Annotated in this window: 11 protein-coding genes; 9 read left to right on the top strand and 2 right to left on the bottom strand. The window is 46.4% G+C overall.

Going from position 1 to position 19,107, the window contains the following annotated elements; all coding sequences use genetic code 11:
• Positions 1 to 778 precede the first annotated feature (778 nt).
• From IQ260_RS11535 to IQ260_RS11500, 8 genes are all read left to right on the top strand, one after another.
• Positions 779 to 2,788, top strand: a complete 2,010-nt coding sequence (locus IQ260_RS11535) for a methyl-accepting chemotaxis protein (protein ID WP_193993255.1) — start codon at positions 779 to 781, stop codon at positions 2,786 to 2,788.
• Between the two features lie 37 nt (positions 2,789 to 2,825).
• Positions 2,826 to 5,984 (top strand): hybrid sensor histidine kinase/response regulator, encoded by a 3,159-nt coding sequence (locus IQ260_RS11530; protein ID WP_193993254.1) that lies wholly within the window; start codon positions 2,826 to 2,828, stop codon positions 5,982 to 5,984.
• A 19-nt stretch (positions 5,985 to 6,003) separates the two neighbouring features.
• Entirely contained in the window at positions 6,004 to 7,077 is a 1,074-nt protein-coding gene (gene cheB, locus IQ260_RS11525; RefSeq protein ID WP_193993253.1) for a chemotaxis-specific protein-glutamate methyltransferase CheB, read from the top strand.
• 32 nt (positions 7,078 to 7,109) lie between these two features.
• Positions 7,110 to 8,210 (top strand): CheR family methyltransferase, encoded by a 1,101-nt coding sequence (locus IQ260_RS11520; RefSeq protein WP_193993252.1) that lies wholly within the window; start codon positions 7,110 to 7,112, stop codon positions 8,208 to 8,210.
• Between the two features lie 23 nt (positions 8,211 to 8,233).
• The gene (locus IQ260_RS11515) at positions 8,234 to 9,307 is read left to right on the top strand and encodes a chemotaxis protein CheW (RefSeq protein ID WP_193993251.1); all 1,074 of its coding nucleotides are present in this window, start codon (positions 8,234 to 8,236) and stop codon (positions 9,305 to 9,307) included.
• Positions 9,308 to 9,667: 360 nt separating this feature from the next.
• Positions 9,668 to 11,134: a choice-of-anchor I family protein gene (locus IQ260_RS11510; RefSeq protein WP_228015888.1), complete on the top strand. Its 1,467-nt coding sequence runs from the start codon at positions 9,668 to 9,670 to the stop codon at positions 11,132 to 11,134.
• 401 nt (positions 11,135 to 11,535) lie between these two features.
• Positions 11,536 to 12,489, top strand: coding sequence for a phosphate/phosphite/phosphonate ABC transporter substrate-binding protein (locus tag IQ260_RS11505; RefSeq protein ID WP_193993249.1), 954 nt, complete (start codon positions 11,536 to 11,538; stop codon positions 12,487 to 12,489).
• Between the two features lie 116 nt (positions 12,490 to 12,605).
• Positions 12,606 to 15,314 carry a GAF domain-containing protein gene (locus tag IQ260_RS11500; protein WP_193993248.1) on the top strand — a complete coding sequence of 903 codons (2,709 nt, stop codon included), beginning with the start codon at positions 12,606 to 12,608 and terminating at the stop codon, positions 15,312 to 15,314.
• 9 nt (positions 15,315 to 15,323) lie between these two features.
• Here the strand turns inward: IQ260_RS11500 and IQ260_RS11495 are convergent, their stop codons facing one another.
• Together IQ260_RS11495 and glgX are read right to left on the bottom strand one after the other, a co-directional pair.
• Complete coding sequence (locus IQ260_RS11495; protein ID WP_193993247.1) at positions 15,324 to 15,692, bottom strand: MGMT family protein; 369 nt, start codon at positions 15,690 to 15,692, stop codon at positions 15,324 to 15,326.
• Between the two features lie 2 nt (positions 15,693 to 15,694).
• On the bottom strand, positions 15,695 to 17,890 hold the full coding sequence (gene glgX / locus IQ260_RS11490) for a glycogen debranching protein GlgX (protein WP_193993246.1): 2,196 nt from the start codon (positions 17,888 to 17,890) through the stop codon (positions 15,695 to 15,697).
• A gap of 726 nt (positions 17,891 to 18,616) precedes the next feature.
• Here glgX and IQ260_RS11485 point away from each other — a divergent pair.
• Positions 18,617 to 19,107: alpha/beta fold hydrolase (locus IQ260_RS11485; RefSeq protein ID WP_193993245.1), on the top strand; the 491-nt coding region annotated here is incomplete at its 3' end.

Genomic DNA, 19,107 nt, shown 5'->3' with positions numbered 1-19,107 from the left:
CTATAGTAGATGCCTATTTATAGTCTCTACTGATCACAAATATTTTTCAGTTATTTTCTGATTAGAGCTTTGATATGAAAAGATCTGGGATACGTTCTCCCTCTCGTTTAGACCCTTTGATCGCCATTAGCAACAGATAAAGTTTGTTGAATTCCTGAAAGAAGATATAGATTACGTAGTTGTTTTTATACCGCCCAATATTATATTGATTTTTTTATCGAATTTTGCATATTAACTATGAAAGTCGACCTTTGAGATTAAGATACTAGGCTATAGGGGTAATTGCATCACAGAAAGAACTCAGAGTTCTTTACTTTATTCGTCAATTCTTGTCTATTTTTGGTCTTTATTAGCTTCAAATTGCCTTCGTTTTTGAGAGGCTGATTCTTGTATTTTTTCAAGCAGGTATTGTTAATCTCTGGTGTGAATCTATCTGCAAAATATCGGCAATTAGCGTATTGCACAGATCGATTCATCCCTTAAATCAGCAGCGGCTTGCAACACCCTGTGTTTATAGGTTTTAGCTGACGAGCATCACTTGGGTCCTGGGCTATGCTCTCGAAGATGGCGGTCAGAATTTAAGAGTCAGAACTGTTGATCCTAATGGATTTTGACTGCTTTTTTTCTGACTCCTTGTCCAATGGGAGCGCCCTAAATTAGGTGCATGCCCAACGCCTAGTAAGTCTTAATCGTTATCCCAAGAGGTGTCCGCACCACCCTCTTTTTTGGTTTGATCGTTTTCTTTCTTTAGCTTTCTCATTTTTCAAGGTTAGTGAATATGTCTGTCAACGTTCTTCGTAAGTTTAAAGCACTCAAAGTTCGACAGCAGTTTTTACTGCTAATTTTATTGAGTTCGACGGTTCCTGCTGCAATTGTTGGGTTGCTGGGCTCGGTTTCTGCTGGTGAGAATTTATCAAACAAGGCTAGGTCCTTAGTCCAGAGAGAGTCCATGGAGAGCATTGAAGAAACTGAGGCTTTTCTAGATAATATTGATAATGATGTGACATTTCTGAGCCAAGTCCCTTCTATCCAAGGCGTCATTCGGGCGCGAGACAATGATGGCACAGATCCGATTGATAATGCGTCCTATGACGAATGGGTTAACCAGTTGCAGCTGGTGTTCTCAGGCATAATCAAGACGAAAGAATATCATAGGCTTGAGTATTTAGATGAAGCAGGCAATGCTCTGGTAGTGGTTGAAACTGATGCCCACAGTCATGACCACGATGATGATGATGACCACGAACATGATGAAGACAGCAATGAGCTAGACGGAGCCGATGAAAATGAGGCAGATGACGACGATGAGGTAGAAGAGAAGGAGGCTGCTGAAAAAGAAGTTAACGTCCTGCTAGTGGATCAAGTGGAGAATCAGGCTGATAGGCCCTACTTTACTGAGACAACGGCGCTATCGCCAGGAGAGCTTTATGTCTCATCCATGCAGCTACATCGACACGAAGGTGAGATCAAAGAGCCCTACGAACCGGTCATCAAATATGCCACCCCCGTCGTCAATGAAGCCGGTCAAAATCGCGGCATTATCTTGGCCACTGTTTTTACCGATAGCGTTTTAGACGAATTAAATGAGGAAGAAGGGCAGTTTGAAGATGAGAAAGCAACGCTAGTCAATGCAGATGGCTATTACCTGGCTCACCCAGACCCAGAAAAGCGATGGGGATTTGAGTTAGGCCAAGAAACGACTTTAGCCCAGGATTTCTCTGAAGAGGTGGCCGCGCAACTCTTGGGGGGTGGCGCGGGTCTGCTCCAGCTCGATACCTATGTACTGGCGTATGACACACTACAGGTTGGCTCAGACCCATCCAGTAATCTCATTGCTGTGACCAAAGTTCCTGTAAAAAGTGTTTTGGCATCCGTTACTGCGTTTAGAAGGTCCGCAGCATTGGCTGTCTTAATATCTCTTGGTGTTGTGCTGCCCTTGGCAATTTTCCGAGGGCGACAGTTGATTAGTCTATTGGAGGAACTGGCGACCGATATTTCAGTCTCGAGCCAGCAAATGGCCTCCACCGTCAGTGAACAAGAACGAATCGCCAGTCAGCAGGCGGCCTCGGTCAATGAAACAACCACCACCATGGATGAGCTAGAAGCGTCGTCTCGCCATGCGGCGGGTCAGGCAAATGCAGCGGTGGATGCGGCTAAGCATGCCTTTTCGGCTTCGGAAGACGGTGCTCAAGCTGTCGGTGAGGCATTGGAGGGGATGTTTACATTAGAAGCGAAGGTGGATGCGATCGCAGAAAAAATCGTTCACCTCAGCGGCCAGGCCAGCCAGATTAGCAATGTATCCCAGCTGGTAATTGATTTTGCTAACCAGACCAACATGCTAGCGCTTAACTCCTCGGTTGAAGCCATTCGAGCCGGAGAGCATGGCAAAGGCTTTGCCCTCGTCGCCAATGAAATTCGTAAATTAGCCGACCAGAGCCAGCAGTCTGCTGACAAAATTAACACCCTGGTTTCTAGCATTCAAAAATCCATCAACGAAACCGTGATGGTGACAGAAGAAGGCACCAAAACTGTAAAAACAGGCGTACAAATCGCCAAGCGTACAGAAGCCACCTTCAATGAAATTCAAGACTCCGTCAGCCAGGTGGTGCTTAACAATCAGCAAGTGTCTCTAAACCTCAAGCAGCAGGTAGACGCCATTAAACAGGTTGTGGATGCTATGGAAATTATTAACCGAGGCACCAGTGAGACCGCCACAGGTTTGAACCACACCAAAGAAGGGACCGAAAGGCTCAATGAAGCAGCTCTGATTCTCAAGAAAGCTGTGTAGGCCAAGAGCATAATCCTTACCTTGATTGTTCAAATCCATGATGATTCAAGATGAAGAACTTCGTCTTCTCTACCAAGAAACGAATTTAACTCGGTTGCAAAAACTGCAGGCTGGCTTGCTCCAATTGGAGCAAGCTCCTGATGACCCCAAAACGCTTGAAGATGTTCGGCAAGAATTGCACAGTCTCAAGGGCGACTCTAACTGTCTCGGATTAGACGTCATTGCGGCAGTTGCGCAAGAACTCGAAGCGGTATTGAAAGCGCTGCATGGACAGCAGATTGAGTTTACCCTTGAGGTTAGCGATTGCTTATATCAGGGTATCTACATCGTAGAACAGCTGATAGGCGAAGCAATTACCGGTGAGCCCAGTGACCTAGAGGGTGAACAAACCCTGAGTTCGTTAAAGACAACCATTGCCTCCATCATGTCTGCTCCTGCAGCCGTTCAGTGCGAGGCTATTTATATCGAAGACGATGAACTCAGAGAAATCTATCGCATCACTAGTGCAGAACGACTACAGGCGTTAGACGAGAGTTTAATCAAACTAGAGCATGGGGTCGCCGACGCCCAAACATGGGAAACTCTGCGACGGCAAACCCACAGCCTTAAGGGCGACTCTAGAGCCGTTGGCCTAGAGTCCATGGGTACTTTGATCCAGCTCATAGAAGATGTGATCAAAGATGGCCAAAATCAGTCGAGGCCGTTTACATCTGAGGTTGGCAACTATCTTCGAGACGGACTAGCAACCGTCAATCAGCTTATATATTCATCGACATCAGGTGAACCTAGCGGCATTGATATCGATCAGACACTGGCGAAATTTACAGACGCGGCAGCCGTTCTTCTAACACCTTCGCCAGCAGCAGCAGCCATCGCTCCGCTATCAGTGACGACTGTGGCAGCATCAGCGGCTGCCACAGTAACGATTGCGCCCGATCCAGACATTCTAGATCCGTCTGCGATCGCAGTTGTTCCCCCAGAACTCGCTATCCCCCCAGACCCAACCGTTGGATCAAGTGCGGATTTGATTGTTGATGCTGAGCTGCGCGACATCTATCAAACCACCAGTGCAGAACGATTGCAACGCTTAGAAGCTAGTTTGTTGCATCTAGAAAAGCATCCCCATGACAATAGGGCCTTATCCACACTGCTGCGCGAAACCCATAGTCTCAAAGGTGATGCTAGAAGTGCAGGCGTAGAACCTGTAGAAACTGTGGCCCATGCCATGGAAGACGTGCTCAGCAATATTCAGCTGCAAACACTGGCCATATCCACCGTTAGCGATCGACTGTATGAAGGATTAGATGCCATTGGACACTTTGTCCAAGCAGCCGTTACCGGCTCACCCGCTGATGTGGATGTGGAGCGCCTATTAAAGGATCTCCGAGATACCCTGCCCTCTACTTCCCCTGCAGAAACCACGCTTCTAGAAGACCCTGCAGCTGCTCCCAATCTCTTATCTGTGGTCGAAACCCGACCAGAGAAGGGGACCCAAATTGAAACTGTTCGTATTCAGATTCGCGACCTAGAAGCTCTGACCAGTCAAACAGAAGAGTTGGCTGTTACCCGGATTCAAATTGCTCAAACAGCGACCCAAGCCCAACAGCTAATGCTGCTATGGGAGGAATGGCAGGCTAATAAAGACCAGCAACGGCCTGCTTCCACACCCTCCTATGAAGAACGTTTAGAGCATCTGATCTTGAGTCTTAGATCAACAATTCAAAGCAACAGTTCTAGGCTGGAGCTAATATCTGAAGATTTGAGAGACCAGGTGCGTCGGTTGCAGCTATTGCCGATGGCCACCTTATTTCAGCCTCTCCGGCGCACGGTGCGGGACCTCGCTAAAGCCCAAGCTAAAGATGTCAACCTCATCATTGCAGGGGAAGAGGCAACGGCGGATAAACGCCTTTTGGATGGGATTAAGGACGCCATCTTACACCTTGTCCGCAATGCCATCGATCATGGGATTGAAACACCCGCAGAGCGGGAAGCTATGGGCAAACCAGCAGAGGCTAATCTGTGGATAAAAACCTATCAGACCGCCATTAGTCTCACCATTGAAATCACGGATGATGGTCGAGGTTTAGACACCGAGAAAATTAAGCAAATGGCTCTCAAACGCAGACTTCATACCCTGGCAGAATTGGAGGCTATGCCCGTTAGCCAAATTCAGCAGTTGATTTTAGCACCTGGGTTCTCCACCCGTAGCTTTATTACTGAAATCTCTGGAAGAGGGGTGGGGCTAGATGTTGTTTGCGCCCAGGTGGAAGCCCTCAAAGGATCGCTCCAAATCGAATCTTCCCCCGGTCAGGGATCTACATTCCGACTGCAGCTCAGTACGGCATTGAGCACCGCCAATGTGGTCATGGCTGAAAGCCAAGGCATGAAATTTGCCATACCGATCGAATTCTTAGAAACAACGCTGCTGCTGTCTCCCCAGCAGATTATTTCTAAAGATGGGCAAGATATGGTTGATCTAGGGGATGAAACGATTCCTGTTGCCAACTTGGTCAGTACGTTGGAGCTGTCAAGTTCACCAATTTATAACTGGGTTGCTCAACCTAGTTCCTACAAAGGCAGTGCTCGCCCCTGCGTGGTGCTTAAGGTGGGTAATGACCAGGCTGGGTTTTGGGTCGATCGCCTGCTCAACAATCAAGAAGTGATCGTCAAACCCATGGGTTCCCTGCTCAAGCGGGTCCGGAATGTCAGTGGTACGACAATCTTGGGAACGGGCGAGGTGTGCATGATTCTAAATCCGTCAGATCTGCTCAAGTCATTACAACAGCAGCCTCTTTCTAACCCCCTAACTGTACCGAAAGCTGTTCCTCGTCATAAGCCCATCATTCTTTTAGTGGAAGATTCTCCACCAGTGCGCATTCAAGAAAAACGGTTATTTGAAGAGGCTGGCTATACCGTGATTACGGCCACTAACGGGTTGGAAGGCTACAACATGCTCCAAACCGGTGGGTTTGATGCGGTTGTATCTGATGTGGAAATGCCCCATTTAGATGGCTTTTCCCTGGTGACTAAAATACGTCAACATCAGGAATATGACGAGCTGCCGATTATTCTGGTAACCACGTTAGATACGGATGCCGATCGCCAGCGAGGTGCAGACGTTGGGGCGAATGCTTATATTATCAAAGGCCGATTTAACCAAGAGGCATTATTAGAAACCTTAGAACGATTAATCTAACTTTTATTTGACACAGCCCATGTCTATTCGTGTCCTACTTGTTGAAGATTCACCGATCGCTATGATGGTCCTTAAACGAATTTTAGGCTCATCACCTGACATTGAAGTTGTTGGAACGGCGACCACTGGACAAGAGGGGCTAGCGCTTATTCCTAAAATTCAGCCTGATGTTATCTGTACGGACTATTTCATGCCCCACATGAATGGTCTAGAATTTACATCCCATGTCATGATGGATCATCCTCTACCGATACTGGTGGTTAGTGCCTCAGTGCAAGAGGATGATCCTCACCGCATTTTTCAACTATTAGAGGCGGGGGCTGTCGATATATTACCGAAACCCAGAACTGGTTTAGCACCTGATAATGTTTTGCTAAAACAGGCTCTTATCAATAAGGTCAAAGTCTTATCTGGCGTTAAAGTTTTTAAGAAAAAACGGCTGCCGTCGAGGCAGACTAAACTGCAGCAAAACAATCAGCTCATTAAACAGCCAGTTTTGCCAGTTGACGGCAGTTCAAAGATTATCGCTGTAGGGGCATCCACGGGAGGGCCGTTGGCGTTACAGCAGTTGTTTATGGGGCTGCCAAAAGGGTTTCCGTCACCGATTATCTGTGTTCAACACATTAGTCAGGGGTTTCTGCAGGGGTTAATTGACTGGCTGAGAAGCACTTGCAATGTAGCAATCGAGATTGCCCAAGCGGGGCAGCGCCCTGAGGCAGGTAAAATTTATTTTCCATCGGAGCGTCAACATCTCACGATTGATGCTCGTGGTCGGTTTACCTATGCAGACAGACTCTCTGACGAGATTCACTGTCCATCTGTAGATACATTATTTTTATCCATTGCTGAGTTTTACGGACGGAGAACAATTGGAATTTTACTCTCGGGTATGGGACGAGATGGTGCCGATGGGATGAAAGCGATTGCTGATGCTGGCGGATTAACCATTGCCCAAGACGAAAAGACTTCAGTGGTGTTTGGTATGCCAAAAGCAGCCATTGATCTCGGAGCCGCTCAGCAGGTGTTACCGATGGATGCGATCGCACCCGCCATTATCACCCTAGTCAATCGCGTTAATCAACAAACGACCTGATTTATTTTGAACCTACATACGGTAAAACAAACGTGCCACCCCAAAAACCATTAAGTCCACAAATAATCCAGGCGTTTGCTGAGCTTATCACCGACCGTATTGGCGTCATCCTCAGAAAAAACGATTACGTCAGCATTCAAGAATTCATCTTTAGTAGAATTAAAGCAACAGAATTTAAGCGACCTGAAGACTATTATCAGTTGCTGCATAGGGACACAGCTCAAAGTCATCAAGAATGGACATTACTCATTTCAAGAACAACGAATAATGAGAGTTTCTTCTTTCGAGATAGGGGACAGTTTAACCTTTTAAGAAATTATATATTTCCAAAATTAATTGAACAAAAATCCCATCAGAAAAAACTGCAAATTTTTAGTGCTGGATGCTCAACAGGTGAGGAACCCTACTCCATTGCCATCTTACTTAAAGATATCGTTCCCGATCTCAAAGACTGGGATATCAAAATCTTAGGCGTAGATGTCAATGCAGCAGCCGTTCAGGATGCTCAAAAGGGAATTTATCGTCCTTGGTCATTTAGGGGGATTGACAGCACGCTTCAGCAACGGTTTTTCAAAGAGAGCGGTAATCTTTATCACATCCATGATGAAATTAAGGATATGGTCAATTTTCAGGTCGGCAACTTATTGGATGACTCAGGCTTAGATCCATTTTCAACTATTAAAAATATAGATTTGATCCTATGTCGAAATGTCTTTATTTATTTTAATGATGCAGTTATTGGCAAGGTTGTAGATAAAATCTACGATGCCCTTTGTCCATCAGGATATCTGCTGGTCGGACATACAGAGCTTCACAATCAGAATTCAAATAAGTTTCATATTAAGGTATTTGATGAGTCGATTGCATACCAGCGACCACGGGATAATGAGATTCAACCCGTCTCTGAATTTTTATCTATTCAGACATCTCCAGCTTTAGATCAAACCGCTGCATCTCAACCTGATCAGCAGACTCTTAGTGAGTTGTTTAGAGGAAATGATATCAAGATGCATAGGACAGCCCTTAATTTACTACGGCAACTTCCCGGTAATAGCAGAATCGCTAAACTCGATAACTATACCGCTTCAGAGTTAATTGCACAGCTTGAAAATAAGCTCAAAGAAACAGATTAGAGCAATAGATTAGAGAAAAAACTATGGAAACGTCCTACTGTCTGTTTGAAATCAACCAACACCTGGGTGCTATCAATACAGCCTATCTTGAAGAGATAATTGCACTGCCAGAGCTGATCCTGATTCCCAATGCTCCATCGGGGATTGTTGGCGTCATCGATCTGCGAGGAGATGTACTACCAGTCGTTGATCTACGTCTTAGTATCGAAGCGCAGGCGCAGCCCTATCTGTTAACTGACAGTATCATTGTCTTAAAACAGGCTGATCTAAGGATTGGCATTATTGTAAATAATGTTCAGGAGATTAGAGAGCTTACAACTCAAGGAATGGTCACTGAACTTTCTGGACATCAGAGTTGGATAGATCCTGATGTTACCAGTTTTTTTGATGGGATCATTCTAAATGAAACTGAAATTGTTATTTTAAGTGCTCCTCAACATTGGTTTAATCCAGGCGAAATTCAGCAGGTTATTTCTATCACTCGTTTCCTGGTGGATGATTTTTATCAGTCTCGCCCAGACCAATCGGAACGAGCATTAGGAGGAAAAGATATACCATTTTTCGCGACTAATGCCTCCTCTCAAGAACAAAAAATCTTTCGCCAACGAGCTGAAAATTTGAGGTGTCCTCTGGATGAGAGTCAGACGACCACAGACTCAAAAACGCTGATTGTACTGGCACTACACAGCAACCTTGTTGGCATTGATGCCACCTGCGTTCGAGAGTTTATCACCATTGATCAAGCCACCCCTGTCCCCTGCTGTCCCAGACATATTATTGGCAATACTAATTTGCGCGGTGATGTTGTAACTGTTATTGACATTTCTGAACCCTTAGGACTTTCAGCTAAGAAACTGGCTAGAAATCCTAAAGCAGTTGTTATTGAACTTGAAAACATCCTGGCTGCCATCGTTATTGAGGATGTGCGCGATGCTATGTTTGAGGTCAATGCAAACAATATTCAGCAAGAATCTACGCTCTCGCAACGATATAGCTATGTGCAAGGGGAAGTTCCCTATGACGATCAGAAACTGTACATTCTTGATCTGCCAAAGCTTTTCCACAGCGATGAGCTGATCGTCAACGAAGCTCTTTAAAACTTTAGCCATAGCCCATCTCCTTACTAGAGGCTATGCAAAAAATGCCGTTGCTGATTTAGGGGATGGACCGATCGGGTAATGATGTAATTTATAGGCACTCTTCAGATGAAACCATTCCAGGGATCAGCAGCGCCCAAAAAATAAATGAGCTAAAACAGGAATCTCAAAATTGTTTGTAAGTTAACAGGAACTTATAATTTTCCCTGGAGTCGTAGACTATCTAGATTGTTCTAATAAATAGTACGCCAGAAGAAGCATCAACGCATTGCTTTCGAACAAATTCTTTTTACAAGAAATACATCTACTGATATCGACACTATGAGATTTGAATATATGCTTAGGACAGTAGTTTCAGCCATGGTTCTGACTAGTACATTGGCCACTTCTGTGTCTGCTTTTAGTCTCGATCGATTGGGCGGTGCCCAAGTTAATGAAGGCGCAGAGATTTCTGCGTTTGATACTGATACCGCGAACCTTTTTATCACCACGGGCAACACCATTGAGGTCTTTAATCTGAGTAATCCAGATACGCCTGTCTTTGTTACATCTATTGACCTCACAAAATCTTCTAATATTGGCGGATTTGAGAGCGGTAGTGTCAATAGTGTTGCTTTCAGTAATGGTATTTTGGCAGCTGCCATCGAAGCCGACACGGCGCAAGATAACGGTATTGTTGCTTTCTTCGATGCCCAAGGTAATTTTCAGAATAAGTTTGATGTCGGTGCTCTACCCGATATGGTGACCTTTACCCCCTACGGAGACAAGGTTTTAGTCGCAAATGAAGGAGAACCTAACGATGACTATACGGTAGATCCCGTGGGTTCTGTTAGTATTATTGATATCGCTAATGGAACAGTAAAGACCGTTGGCTTTGAGGGGGTGCCCATTGATCCTGAAGTACGTATCTTTGGTGCTGGTGCCACTCCTGAAGAGGATCTTGAACCTGAATTTATTACGGTTTCTGCCGATGGTTTGACTGCCTATGTGACACTGCAAGAAAACAATGCCATCGGTATCTTAGACCTGAATACTGAACTCTTTACTGAGGTAAAAAGCTTGGGTTTTAAGGATCATAGTATCATTGGCAATAATCTGGATGCCAGCAATGAGGATGGTGGCATTAACATACATACGCGTCCGGTATTAGGTATGTATCAGCCAGATGCGATCGCATCCTACATGGTCAATGGAAATACCTATCTGGTTACTGCCAACGAAGGTGATGCTCGCGACTACGAAGGCTTTTCTGAAGAAGAACGGGTCCAAGACCTCGTTCTCGATCCCTTTGCTTATCCCAATGCTGATGAACTACAGCAAGAAAACAACTTAGGCCGTCTAAAAACCACCAGCGCCATGGGTGACATCGACGGAGATGGTGATATCGACCAAATTTACAGCTATGGTGCCCGCTCTTTTTCCATCTGGGATCCAACAGGCAACCTAGTCTTTGACAGCGGTGACCACTTTGAGAAAATTATTGCCACTAATTTTCCTGAGTTGTTTAACATTAACGGAGGCGAACTCAACCAGTTTGATGACCGGAGCGACGACAAAGGACCTGAGCCCGAAGGGGTTACAGTTGGTACTTTCAACGGACATACTCTCGCTTTTATTGGGCTAGAGCGTACAGGCGGTGTCATGGTCTATGATATTTCTAACCCGGCTGCTCCTTATTTTGTGACCTACGAACCTAGCTTTAACGGCGACTATAGTCCCGAGGGTTTACTTTATGTTGATGAAGCTAATAGTCCGATAGGGACACCTTTGTTGGTCGTCACTAACGAAGTCAGCGAAACCTTCGCAGTCTATCAGGTTGTACCTTAATTAAAATTCACTCACAAATTTTTAAGTGTCTCAGACATCCTAGAAATATACCTGCATTTTGTCTATAAACCTCTAAGGACTTACTTCTTAGAGGTTTTATACTTCAACGAAAACAGCCTCTCAGAGTCTCAAGCAACAATCGTTAGAGAGGAACTTTAGAAAACTTCTCAGAAACTTCTCCTGAATTCTCCCGTCGGAAATCATAGTATTTACTTAGGTATTTCTAAATATAAATTCTAAGAAAGAGCAAAAATATTTTTTGAGTCAGATACAGCTACTTCTTGTACTAGTAATAAGGCGTGAGTCTTGTCAGCCATGAAAAGGAAATGAATAGTTCAGTAGTATAGCTAATCGATCCATGTAATTTCCCATCAGACCCCCTACAAACTATCGCATGCCCTATGTTGCACAAACTATCCTCAGCCCTGCTTCTAACTAGCAGTGTACTCATACTTGGAAGCTGTAATTTTAATCAAGCGGACGCTACCCTGAGTGGCACATCTGGGAGCGACGCCATTATTCTCACGGATGTCGATTTTGATCCTGAATCCTTAATTCCCGAAACTCAGCCTATTGCTGACTATCTTTCCTCAAAACTTAAGAAGGTTGGTGTCTCTAAAGGAGAAGTTAAAATTGCTCCAGATGTTGACACCGTTGCCGAGTGGATGCTGTCGGGAGAAGTCAATCTTTACTTTGACAGTGTCTTTCCCGCAATGCAGGTCATGGAACAGTCAGGAGCTACTCCAATTTTACGTCGCTGGAAAGATGGCGTTCCTGAGTACAATACCTTGTTTGTTGTGCGCAAAGACAGTGCTTTTTCAGATTTGGCCTCTCTCCAGGGAGAAATGATGGCGATGCAGAAACCCAGTTCCAGCTCAGGTTTTATGTTTCCTCTGATTGAAATGATGGATGCTGATTTAAATCCGATTGCCAAAGCAGAGGCCAATCATCCTGTTAATGACAATGAAGTTGGCTATCTCTTTTCTGGAGAAGATGAAACGACCGTGGATTGGGTCCTCAACGGTAAAGTTCAAGCCGGAGCCATAGATAGTGAAACTTGGGCTAAGGTCTCTGACGCGGATCGTTCTAACCTAACAGTTATCGCTGAAACCGCCCAATATCCTCGACATATGGTCGTGGCTGGCCCAAGTTTGAGCGAGCCGCAAATCGCAGCGATAAAAGAGGTCCTATTGAATATGGAAGATTCCCAAAAAGGTCGTGCGGCCCTTGTTGAATTTAGTGAGACAGCAGAGTTCGATGAGTTTCCCGAAGGAGTGGATGAGGCCATCCTCAAGCTTCAAGATTCCTATAATCGTGTCCAACAGCACCTAGCCTCACAACAGCTCTCTGACTAGAACATCTTTCCGTAGGCTCGATTAGTTTCTTTATTCCATTCATGTCTTATTTCTATGGAATTGGATTTTCATCAAGCTTGTTTGCTATATGTATCCTCTAATCAGTCATCTTAGCCATGGTTCAACCAAATACAACAACTCGTCGACTAAAAACTAACCCTAGGTTGCGATTTATGCCCAATTGGCTGGTACAACAGCTGACTCCCCAAGGCAAGAGTCTACGTCTTCAACTCCTCTTTACTATCCTACCCGTCGTTGTAGGGCCACTGCTAATTGCGAGTGGGATTGGCTATCGAGTTGTACAACAGCGCACAGAAAATCGCTTGCAGCGACAGTTAGCAGATCAGTCGTTACTGGCGAGTGGGGGTACACGTGCTGTTTTAGATGAGCTGCTTACACTCCCGCGTGTAATTGCTAACAGCCCCCTAGTGGTGAACGAAGCCCTAGCTGGTAGCACCGAGGCAGAAACGGCTGGTTTAGATCAGTTGCCGATCTCAGAGCTAGAATCTAAATTTACAAACAACAAGCTACTGCGGTCTCACCAGTCCTTAAATAGATATCTTGAAGAGACAGCCAAAGCTGCTGAAATTTCAGAACTCTCAGTTACCAACCGATATGGTTTTAATGTGGCCTATAGTCGTCCAACTACTGACTTTGTCCAAAGTGATGAAGACTGGTGGCAGAGAGGTAAAGAGGATGGTATTTGGATTAGCCCGCCTGACTTTGACTTTGCATCTAAGGCCCGTACAGTAGAACTGGTTCAGGCCATCATCAATCCTAATGATCAACAGTTTATAGGTGTCATTCGTGCCGTATTGCCCGCACGGAAGTTTAGTCTGCTTGCGGACTATCTAAAACGGACAGGAATTAGCGGTAGTCAGAGAGTACAGATTGTTGATGGTCAAACCCTAGGAATTATTGATACGTTTTCTCCCCAAGGATTTCGTAAAGAGACTAAAATCATTGGTGCTGAGACCGTCGAGGCCATCATTACTACGCTTAATAGTATCGTCCCTCCGTCAGTTACTTCATCTACGAATATAGATACCTACGTGGCTCAAATTGTTGAAGCCCTTGACAATCAAGAACAGGTGCGACAGCCCTCTGTTACCTTGTCAGAAAACGATACTGTTTTACTTTCATTTATCCACGATAGCAGGCAATATAAGGTTGCTACTATTCCGACCACTAGCTGGGTGGCAGTAGCGTCCATGGAACGTCGAGAAATTACCAGTGCCGGTCGGGAACTGGTATTGCTGTTCGCGATCACCGCTATTCTGCTAGGCGGACTAACCTCAGGACTGATTGTCTTATTGGCTCGGCAGCTTTCATTACCGCTGGCTCACCTAGCAGACTATAGCAAACAGGTAGCATCAGGTGATCTGACCCTTCAAGCGACTCCTGAAGGTTCCCGCGAAACCCACATGCTAGCGCACACTTTCAATCAGCTTGTTTCGCGCACCCGTACCTTGCTAACTGCCCAGGAAGCAGAAACCCACAAGGCAAAACTCTTTGCCCGCATTACGAGTGCTCCAATCAGAAGAATGCGCGCTATTCGTAGCACTACTGAAGAGGTCTTGCCTGATATAAAGGAGATCTTACAAGCTGATCGAGTTTTCTTTTATCGGTTGAGTTCCAGCGGGAGTGGGACAGTCGAGTCGGAAGTTTTGACCTCTACATATCGTCGAGCCATGAGCTATCCTAACCAAACGGCGTTTGTCCCTCCCAGCCTTTTGACAGCGAATGCTGAGGTAACAACGGCAGTATCTGACAATGTGGTAGAGAGGGTAATCGAAAATGCAGATGATTATTACTTGTGCATGGACCTGTTAGATGTAAAGTCTAGTCTCATAGTGCCTATGGTTGTTGATGGCGCGTTGTATGGTTTTTGGATAGTTCATCACTGTCAGGCATTGCACACGTGGCAACCCGTGGAAGTAGCGTTTATGGAACAACTGTCTGCTCAGTTCCAGCTAGTTGCCGAGCGCTTAAATTCTCTCCATGAGGCGCAAGATGCTCGCCAAGTAAGCGAAGCGTTATCGAACAAACTGCAGCAGCAAAAAGCGAGACTTCAGAACCAAATAGCTGAGCTAACGCATATGTTCAAAACACAAACCTCATCCGGAATCTCAACGCCTACAGTTTCTAATGTGAACTTCACTGAGGATATTTCTGCTCTTTTTCAAAGTACCTTTGCACGTTTGCTGCAGCTAACGGCTAGCGTAGAACACATCAATAGCCAGCAAAAAACATCTCTCGCTCAAACTGAGGAAACTGCGATGAAAGTCGTTGAGCCGATGAATTATCAAACTCAGGCAGCGATCGCAATGCTGGCAACACTTCAGCCCCTGATTCAGACTGTTCCAGAGCTAGTGGCCTCAGCTCAAAAAGCGCTCCACCGGTGCCGCAACTTTTCAGGAATTAGCAATAATCTTAAGCAATTGCAAACGTTGGAGCAGCCGAGTTCTCAAGATATAGGGCAAGCAGCTTCCAATAGTCCAGAAAATACAGCCGTTTATCTAAACCTGATTGACAATGAAATCGAGCATATTGGTAATGCTCTAGATAAGATAAAAGAACAGATTGGTAAAGGTACTGAACACGTAAAAGATGCTCAGTATCACTTGGAAGAAGTATTTAAAGGGGAACAACAATTGGAACAGCTGCTGCAGGGGCTGTCTTTTGTAAACATTAACCAGTTGCAAATGACCCAGGCTGTGGATGATTTAGCTAAAACCATGATACTCTCCTCCGAACAGACCTTCAATGTGACCGAAGAAATCGACAATGTTCTGGATACAAAACACGAACTATCTTCCCAATAGGTATGGTCATCAACCGGACGAGTCAGCTGTGTCATCATTACCAAAGTCGATAGCCCCAATCATTTCTGGGGAGGGCTGCCAGCGATATTTACTAAGATTAATCTTGTTGCCCTCAAACTCAATGCCTTCATCTTCTAGGAGTATCCTTTGCAGATCGTCTGAGCCATCGCGAAATGCGGATGTGGAGATTTCTCCTTTGGCATTGATCACCCGCTGCCAGGGGATTTCGTCCTCTGGTGCTACTTTGTAAAGCGCATAGCCTACCACCCGAGGTTTGCCCATGAGTCCGGCTAGCTCAGCAACCTGACCGTAGGTGGCGACTGTGCCTGCGGGAATTTGGCGCACAACGGCGTAGATGCGATCATAACTGTTAGCCATCGCTATCCACGTTTGGGTAATGGGCAGGCCGCAGCTCCGTCGGCGCTAGTGGTATCAAAGCAGTGGGGACAGGCTAATAAAACCAGGGAGCGAGCAGCAACGGGGACCTTTTGGCCATGGGCATAGATAGAGCCATCATCAACAAATCCGCTGGGGTATTTGGTGTCTAGGATCACCCGCCATTCCTTGCGCTCCACTGAGGGCGGAATAGCAAACTCTTGGGGTTTGGGATAGGCGTTGAAAAAGACGAGAAAACTATCGTCAATCATGCGCTGACCTTGTTTATCGGTGTTGAGTATTTCTTCTCCGTTGAGAAAGATGCTGATCGCCTTGGAACTGCCATTGTGCCAGTCGGCATCGCTAATAATAGTGCCGTCGGGGTTAAACCAGCCGATATCAATCACACCGGAGCCATGGATCTCGCGCCCCAAAAACCACTGACGCCGACAGAAAATCGGATGTTGTTTACGAAACTCGATGAGTCGCTGGGTGAAGGTGAGCAGTTCTTTATTTTGATGACGGAGGTTCCAATCAAACCAGGATAGCTCGTTGTCCTGGCAGTAGGTGTTGTTGTTGCCGTGCTGGGTGCGGCTCATTTCATCTCCACCGAGGATCATGGGAACACCCTGGGAGAGAAATAGGGTGGCAAGAAAGTTGCGCTGTTGCTGCGATCGCAACGCTAAAATTGCCTCATTCTTGGTTTCTCCCTCTACGCCACAGTTCCAAGACCGGTTATAGCTCTCTCCATCCCGGTTGCCTTCACCATTCGCCTCGTTATGCTTTTCGTTGTAGCTCACCAGATCCCGTAGGGTAAAGCCATCGTGGGCGGTAATAAAGTTTACACTGGCATGGGGCAGCTTACCATTGGCCTGATACAGGTCAGAACTGCCTGTAAATCGAAAGGCGAACTCTCCCAAGCGACAGTGCTGATCGCGCCAGAAGTCTCGCATAGTATCGCGATACTTACCATTCCACTCGGACCACAGTAACGGGAAGTTACCCACCTGGTAGCCCCCCTCACCCAGGTCCCAAGGCTCTGCAATCAGTTTAGTCGTGGACAGCACCGGATCTTGGTGAATAATATTAAAAAATGCGGCCAGGCTGTTCACCTCGTATAGCTCGCGGGCTAGGGCCGAAGCCAGATCAAACCGGAACCCGTCCACATGCATTTCCTCTACCCAGTAGCGCAGGCTGTCCATAATCAGCTTTAGCACCTGGGGATGGCACACATTGAGGGAATTGCCACAGCCGGTAAAGTCCATGTAGTAGCGGGGGGTGCGCTCCACCAAACGATAGTAGGCTTCATTATCGATGCCCCGGAGGGATAGGGTGGGGCCAAAGTGATTCCCCTCACCTGTGTGGTTGTAAACCACATCCAAAATAACCTCAATTCCTTCCTGGTGCAGGGCCTTGACCATGGCCTTAAACTCCTTCACCTGGCTGCCGGTATCACCCGCAGCACTGTAGCCTGCAAAGGGAGCAAAGTAGTTGATCGAGTCGTAGCCCCAGTAGTTATGGAGTCCCACACCGATCAAATGACTGGGATAGGCATTGTAATGGTGTACCGGTAGCAGCTCGACCGCCGTTACGCCCAGGGATTTGAGATGTTCAATGGCGGCTGGATGGCCCAGTCCGGCATAGGTGCCCTGGATATCGGTGGGAATATTGGGATGCTTACGGGTAAACCCTTTGACATGCATTTCATAGATGATCGTTTCATGCCAGGGTGTTTCGGGATGGCGGTCATCATCCCAGTCAAAACTGCCATCGACCACGATGCCCTTGGGTACACAGTGACGATCATCAAGATCTGAGCGCACTAAGTCGCGATCGCTATCGGCAAACCGGTCCATCGGATAGCCAAAGATGGCGGGACTAAATTTCATGTCACCACTAATGGCCAGAGAGTAGGGGTCTAGCAGCACCTTATCAGCGTTAAAGCGCTGACCCTGGGTTGGTTTATAAGGCCCATAGGCACGATACCCATAGTGCTGACCGGGTCCAATGCCTGGCAAATATCCGTGCCAAACGTGGTTAGTCATCTCCGGCAGCGCTAGCCGTCGTTCGTTACCCTGCGCATCAAAAAGGCACAGCTCCATAGCTGTTGCATTTTCTGAAAAAACTGCAAAATTTGTCCCCTGACCGTCCCAGGTTGCTCCCAACGGGTGAGAACGACCGGGCCATACTGCTGCCGACATGGTGGATTGAGTCAAAACTGTCCTATAGCCAAAACTGTCTTATATAGTAAGCCCCCTATTTTTTTCGCTGTTACCTTAAAAACAGAACTCCAACCATAGGTTCCGGCTCATTGCAAGGCGCTGCCCCTGTTTCAGGTTATTTTTGTAAACAGAGAATGAAGCTAATGTGCGGATTAAAAGCTTCCGTAAGCTTTTTAGAAATTTAAGGCTGATTTAATTTAAGGTCTCCATACTTTAATCTACAGCTTAAAGTATGGAGACCTCTGGGCAGTAAATTTTCGGGTGTTGCTGTAGGTCTAAACAGCACTGAGTCAAAAGGCCAAGAAATCACCTGGTTGATCCACCGCTTTGTGACAAAAATCACCAGGCACTTAAGGATTGATCACTCAAATATTTGGGGAAATCAAGCCACAATAGGTGAATTAATTTATACAAGAGTTGTGAAAATCGCTAAATCGATGCCCAAAACTTGCACGAAGCCGTTGAAACAGCAACCGTTTCAGACGTACCGCGATCCGGAAACTGGACGCTGGTATGTGGTGCGAAGCTCGGTTCCCACAGCAACAGCTGTGCTGGCAACGAGCCAAAAAAAGTAAGTGGCCGGGGCTGAGGGCTTAAACGAAAGCCTGTGCCTTTACTCCACAGTCCAAAGTTTTCACTCTATCGTTTAGTATCTGTGGGTAGTTTGGGTGCGACAATGGCGAAGCAAATTGTCGCCAGCGTTCTATGCGTCAACCCTATCCCCCGATTATCCCTTATCGTCAAGGTCAGCTGTCGGTCTCTCCAATCCACACGCTGCATTTTGAAGAAGTGGGGAATCCCCAGGGTAAACCTGTGGTGTTTTTACACGGCGGTCCTGGCGGTGGCATTGTTCCTTTCTACCGACAGTTTTTTGATCCGGAGCGGTGGCGGATTGTTTTGTTTGATCAGCGAGGCTGTGGTCAAAGTACGCCCCCTGCTGAGCTGACTGACAATACTACCTGGGACCTGGTGGACGACATTGAGCGCCTGCGGTCCCATCTTGCCATTGAGCAATGGACCGTATTTGGCGGCAGTTGGGGAAGTACCCTGGCCCTAGCCTATGCCCAGCGCTATCCACACCAGTGTACGGGATTAATCTTGCGGGGCATTTTTATGCTGCGGCCCAAGGAGATTCGCTGGTTTTACCAGGAGGGGGCCAGCTACATTTTTCCGGATGCTTGGGAGCAGTATTTATC

It is taken from the genome of Leptolyngbya cf. ectocarpi LEGE 11479, from assembly GCF_015207065.1.
Taxonomy (GTDB): domain Bacteria; phylum Cyanobacteriota; class Cyanobacteriia; order Phormidesmidales; family Phormidesmidaceae; genus Leptothoe; species Leptothoe ectocarpi.
This window is presented reverse-complemented; position numbering and strand designations above follow the sequence as displayed.